The organism is Methylocystis sp. (assembly GCF_021731785.1).
GTDB lineage: Bacteria > Pseudomonadota > Alphaproteobacteria > Rhizobiales > Beijerinckiaceae > Methylocystis.
Map to the genome: position 1 here is coordinate 1 of NZ_JAKFWS010000149.1, position 5,896 is coordinate 5,896.

Annotated in this window: 4 protein-coding genes and 1 pseudogene; 3 read left to right on the forward strand and 2 right to left on the reverse strand. The window is 58.3% G+C overall.

All coding sequences use genetic code 11. The annotated features are described in order from the left end of the window. From clpB to QZ964_RS19565, 3 genes are all read left to right on the forward strand, one after another. On the forward strand, positions 1–2,417 hold a 2,417-nt coding region (gene clpB, locus QZ964_RS19555; protein WP_292533727.1), incomplete at its 5' end, for an ATP-dependent chaperone ClpB. A gap of 61 nt (positions 2,418–2,478) precedes the next feature. Continuing rightward, positions 2,479–2,958, forward strand: coding sequence for an HNH endonuclease (locus tag QZ964_RS19560; protein WP_292533729.1), 480 nt, complete (start codon positions 2,479–2,481; stop codon positions 2,956–2,958). Between the two features lie 35 nt (positions 2,959–2,993). Then, positions 2,994–3,839, forward strand: coding sequence for a hypothetical protein (locus tag QZ964_RS19565; protein ID WP_292533731.1), 846 nt, complete (start codon positions 2,994–2,996; stop codon positions 3,837–3,839). Between the two features lie 222 nt (positions 3,840–4,061). Here the strand turns inward: QZ964_RS19565 and QZ964_RS19570 are convergent, their stop codons facing one another. Both QZ964_RS19570 and QZ964_RS19575 read right to left on the reverse strand, forming a co-directional pair. After that, positions 4,062–5,012 (reverse strand): IS1595 family transposase, encoded by a 951-nt coding sequence (locus tag QZ964_RS19570; RefSeq protein ID WP_292533732.1) that lies wholly within the window; start codon positions 5,010–5,012, stop codon positions 4,062–4,064. Positions 5,013–5,441: 429 nt separating this feature from the next. Next, a pseudogene (locus QZ964_RS19575) lies at positions 5,442–5,896 on the reverse strand (Na+/H+ antiporter); the annotation flags it as partial.

The window sequence follows — 5,896 nt, forward strand, 5'->3', positions numbered from 1 at the left end:
CCAAACTGCCGAAAGTCGGCGGGTCGGGCGCCGGCCAGCTCTATCTCGCGCCGGCGACCGCCCGGCTTTTCGACAACGCCGAGAAGATCGCCCAGAAGGCGGGCGATTCATACGTCACCGTCGAGCGCCTGCTCCTGGCGCTGGCGATGGAGAAGGATTCCGAGGCCGCGCGCATCCTCAAGGACGCCGGCGTCACGCCGCAGACGCTCAACGCCGCGATCGAGGATTTGCGCAAGGGCCGCACGGCGGATTCGGCGTCCGCCGAAAACGCCTATGACGCGCTCAAGAAATACGCCCGCGACCTCACCGAAGCGGCGCGCGAGGGCAAGCTCGACCCCGTCATCGGCCGCGACGAGGAAATCCGCCGCACCATCCAGGTGCTGTCGCGGCGCACCAAGAACAATCCGGTGCTGATCGGCGAGCCCGGCGTCGGCAAGACCGCGATCGTCGAGGGCCTCGCGCTGCGCATCATCAACGGCGATGTGCCTGAGTCGCTCGAGGACAAGAAGCTGCTGGCGCTCGACATGGGCGCGCTGATCGCCGGCGCGAAATATCGCGGCGAATTCGAGGAGCGGCTGAAGGCGGTGCTGAACGAAGTCACCGCGGCCGAAGGCAATGTCATCCTGTTTATCGACGAAATGCACACGCTCGTTGGCGCCGGCAAGGCGGATGGCGCGATGGACGCCTCCAATCTGCTGAAACCGGCGCTGGCGCGCGGCGAATTACATTGCGTCGGCGCGACGACGCTCGACGAATACCGGAAGCATGTCGAAAAGGACGCGGCGCTGGCGCGGCGCTTCCAGCCGGTCTTCGTCGACGAACCGACGGTCGAGGATACGATCTCGATCCTGCGCGGGTTGAAGGAGAAATACGAACTCCATCACGGCGTGCGCATCACCGACAGCGCGATCGTCGCCGCGGCGACTTTGTCCAACCGCTACATTTCCGACCGGTTTCTGCCCGACAAGGCGATCGACCTCATCGACGAGGCGTCGTCGCGCCTGCGCATGCAGATCGACTCGAAGCCAGAGGAGCTCGACGAACTCGACCGGCGCATCATCCAGCTCAAGATCGAGCAGGAAGCGCTGAAGAAGGAAACCGACGCCGCCTCGAAGGACCGTCTGTCGAAGCTGGAAGGCGAGCTGGCCGACCTCGAAGAGAAGTCGGCGGCGCTCACGGCGCGCTGGCGGGCCGAGAAGGACAAGCTCGGCGCGGCGCAGAAACTCAAGGAGCAGCTTGAAGCCGCGCGCAACGAACTGGCGCAGGCGCAGCGTCGCGGCGAATATCAGCGCGCCGGCGAACTCACCTATGGCGTGATCCCCGACCTCGAAAAGAAGCTCGGCGAGACCGAAAGCCAGGCCGACACGCTCGTCGACGAAGCGGTCACCGCCAATGACGTGGCGCAGGTCGTCTCGCGCTGGACCGGCGTGCCGGTCGACAAAATGTTAGAGGGCGAACGCGAGAAGCTGCTTCATATGGAAGACGAGCTTGCGCGGCGCGTCGTCGGGCAGCATGACGCGGTCGTCGCCGTGTCGACCGCGGTGCGCCGGGCGCGCGCCGGACTGCAGGACCCGAATCGCCCCATCGGCAGCTTCATCTTCCTTGGCCCCACCGGCGTCGGCAAGACGGAGCTGACCAAGGCGCTGGCGAGCTTCCTCTTCGACGACGAGACCGCGATGGTGCGGCTCGACATGTCCGAATATATGGAAAAGCACTCCGTTGCGCGGCTGATCGGCGCGCCGCCCGGCTATGTCGGCTATGAGGAAGGCGGCGCGTTGACCGAAGCCGTCCGCCGCCGGCCGTATCAGGTGGTGCTCTTCGACGAAATCGAAAAGGCGCATCCCGACGTCTTCAACGTGCTGCTGCAGGTGCTCGACGACGGCCGCCTCACCGACGGCCAGGGCCGCACGGTGGATTTCAAGAACACGCTGATCATCATGACCTCGAATCTCGGCTCCGAATTCCTGGTCATGCAGAAGGAGGGCGAGGATTCCTCCGCCGTGCATGACGAAGTGATGCAGGTCGTGCGGGCGCATTTCAGGCCGGAGTTCCTGAACCGCGTCGACGAGATCATCCTGTTCAACCGACTGCGGCGCGAGGACATGGGCGCGATCGTCGACATCCAGGTCAAGCGGCTGCAGAAGCTTCTCGAGGATCGCAAGATCACGCTGCATCTCGACGCCAAGGCGCGCGACTGGCTGGCGGCGAAGGGCTACGATCCGACCTATGGCGCGCGGCCGTTAAAGCGCGTCATGCAGAAGGAGCTGCAGGATGCGCTGGCCGAACGGATACTTGCCGGCGAGATCATCGACGGCGCGACGGTCGACGTATCGGCCGACGCGACGGGGCTTGTCATCGACGGCAAGTCGGCGCATGGCCGCGCCGCGCCGCTGCTGCGGACGGTGGGGAACGCGTAACAGAGACGAAGTTTAGGCCCGCTTCGGCGGGCCCAAATTTTCTGACAAAAAGAGGCTGAACGTGCGATGCATATTTTGCTTGGAATCAGACCGTCCCGCGTACAGCGTGGAACACATTATTCCAGAAAGTTTTGGCAATACCGAGCATGTGCTCCCGCGAGGCGTAGTGTGTGACCCGTGCAATAACTATCTAGCGAGAAAAGTCGAAAAGCCGCTTCTAGACTCGATCCATTTCATGAATTTGCGCGGCCGGAATGTTGTTTCCAACAAACGTGGAATGGTGCCGCTTCAGTATGGATTTTGTCCTGGCGCTCGAACTGCTGTCGGCGTTCAATTCTCATCAACCGAAGGACTGTCGATTGGCGCGTGGAGCGAGGCAGACGACAAGCCGTTCGTCAAATATGTCCTGGGTTCGTCGAAAGGCTCTGTATTGGTTCCGCTCGAAGGGCCTATCGATGAACGAGTTCTTGCGCGTTTTCTTGGCAAGATTGGGTATGAAATCGCATTTATATACTTGACAAAAGTAGGAAGGACATCCTAGATTCGTGACCGCCGCGAAAGCGGCTGGCTCCCCGAATGGTCAAGTATGTGAGTGCGCCGCCTGAAAAAGGTGACGGTATGAATAAAGGTATATTATTGAGGGAAAATGTTTCCGGGTCTATTGGAGGCTGCAATCAAAAAATTGACAGCTTCATTGACAGCATCCATGCATTTACGAAGCGTTGTAATGACGCTTTGATGCTCGAAAGGCAGCCCTTTTTCAAAAGCTATGAAGAAGGACGGCTGGATGTTTGTTTCTTCCTCCCAGATTCCTCGTTTCTTTGCGAGAATAAGGCGATCGCGCCTGTTCCCAAACCCACCGTTAATATTAACCAACGATTCGTTTTCAGGGCCGCAAAATACGAGTATGCCGGGGCCGGCGATAGGAAGGCCGCTAACGCGACCGAGTTCATCGGCGCTCATTTGGGGGATATGGCGGGACAGAATGAGCAATCGATGCTTGTCTTGAGCGTCGAGCCTGTGCAACGCGCTGAGTATTTCATTTCCTCCTGGATATGGCTCGAGGGCTTCGACCGCCTCGACGACGTTTGTTCCGGCAAACTTTACTTGAGCCTTATCAATGGCGCCTGCAAGTCCCTCCGCTTTTTTGGGGAACGGGAATGCGATGAAGTGGGGACTGGGCGATCTGTCGCGCGCAAGTTGGAACATCGTCAAGTCGAGTGCTGCGCACAAGTTGTGAACGGCGTCTCCTGTGATAAGCGAAAGCTCGTCTGGAATGGGTATGTCGGTTTTAATCATTACGGAAGTCCTATTGGACTTTGGATCGAATCGGCGCATGAGCCTGAAGGGTTTCCTTTCCATGAAGGATTCGATTTGACGCTCAAGATCGTTGATGTGATGCTTGGCCCGTTCAATCTTTAAACGCGGACCGAATGCTAAATAATCAGGCATGTTACACATGGCGCAGGATGATAGGTCGCTGGACGGGACGAAACGGTTGATGGGTGCCTTAGTAAGGCACCCACCTACGCCCCATAATGAAATGAAGCCCAACAATAAGACTAACGCGATTCCGAGTCGTCCTAAAAATCGGGTCCGCGGCGGTTCTTCCGCCAAGCCAAAAAACGCTTAGCGAACTGTTTTTTAGTTCTGATCTTGATTAGCGCTGCGATACGTCAGGCGCTTACCCTCGATACCCGCGAGAGCCTTCGCCGTCCGTTCCCCGTCGTTCACGCCTAGGCCGGTTCGATTATTGTGGCGGAATTCGAATTCCGCCAAATAGCGCGCAAGATGCTGTTCGCTGCAAAAGCGATAAGTGCCCTTCATTGAACGCTTAAAATTTCCAAAGAAGTTCTCGACGGCGTTTGTCGTCTGGCCGTCTTTGCCAACGTAGTAGCCGCTCTGGTTCATACCGTGCTCGACAGTCTTGTGCGCGGCGAACTCTCTACCGACTTTGATGTAAAGGCGGCTTTCGTCCGTATGCAGCTCTGATTTGCGATGGGCGTTTGTGACGAGTATCTCGCGAACTGTCTCGACCGTGGCGCTCTTGACGTGAAAGACGCGGGCGCGGCCCTTCGGCTCGACAAGGGCGACAACACCGGCCTTGTGGCTGTGGCCCTTCTTGTAGCCTTTGGCGCGCTTTGACGTGTTGCCGTAGTAGGTTTCGTCGGCTTGCACGCTTTGGCCTTCCCCGCCCATAGGCGCGGGCGCAAGGTCTTTCATGGCCTCGCGCAAGCGATGCATCATGAACCATGCGGTTTTGTAGGTGACGCCAAGCGAGCGGTGGATTTCGTGAGCCGAAACGCCGTTCTTGCCGGAATTGAACATGTGCGCAGCCATCCACCACTTTGTGAGGGGAACCTTGCTGCGCTCGAATACGGTTCCGACTGTGACCGTGAACTGTTTCTTGCACTCCAAGCAATAGCGGAGGCCGGGGCGATGCGACTGCTTCTTGCCAGCGATCAAAGCAATGCGGTCAGGATCGGCGTTGCCGCAGTGGGGACAAATGGCCCCATTGGGCCAGCGCACGGCTTCAAGCGCCTCGCGAGCTTTGTCTTCGTCCTGAAAGATGGGGTTTTGGAACACGGCGGTCATATGGGCAACTCCCTATGACTGCGATCCTATCATTGTCCCAACTTTTGTCAAGTATATAAATACGTATGAAATCCTCGCTCAACGGCTTATTGCCGCTAACCTTGACGTTAACGCGCTGTCTGAGCAGCCGGAGCTAGAACCTTTACGAAGATTTGTAAGGCGAGGAGATGTTCCTAACCGTTGGCCGGTTCACAGGCGTAGGATTTATCGAGAGGGTGAGAGCTTCCAAGACGATGCACAAAGCTACGAGGTACTCCACGAGTACACCCTGCTTTACACACACCAAAATGAAATTTATGCCGTTGTATGCCTTTTCGGAGAAGAGTTTGCGATCAATCTAGGAGGCCCTTCAATAGAAGGATACGAGCGCTGGATTACGAACAATCAAGGTCGCTCGCCGTTGTATTGAGAGACGTCGAAAAAAGTTCTCTACCCTAACCGCTCATTCCTTCGATTCAGCACGTCCGCCTCGCGCAGATCGAGTTCGCGCTCGATGCGGCGGCGGGCCTCGTCCTTGAGTTTGCCTTCCCGCAGCATGGCGTTGATCGCGTCGCGCTCCTCGGCGATGAGCTGCAGGTCGAGTTCGTCGTGAAGCGACGCCAGCGCGCGGCGTTCTTCGCTGACTTCGCATTTCATGCGGATGCGCGACAGAAAAAATTCCTGCTGCGCGCGAAGCGTCAGCATCGCTTCTTCGGGAATGTCGCTCTCCGCGCCTATTCTCGCGAGCTTCGCGCTCGAAGCCTCGATCGCGGAATGACGGACGCGCAGCTCCTCGGCGCGGTCGAGGATGCGCTCCTCGATGCCGTCTTTGGCGAGACCGAGTTTGCGGATGATCCATGGCAGCATGGACCCCTGAAAGACAAGCGTGACCATCACGACGAAAA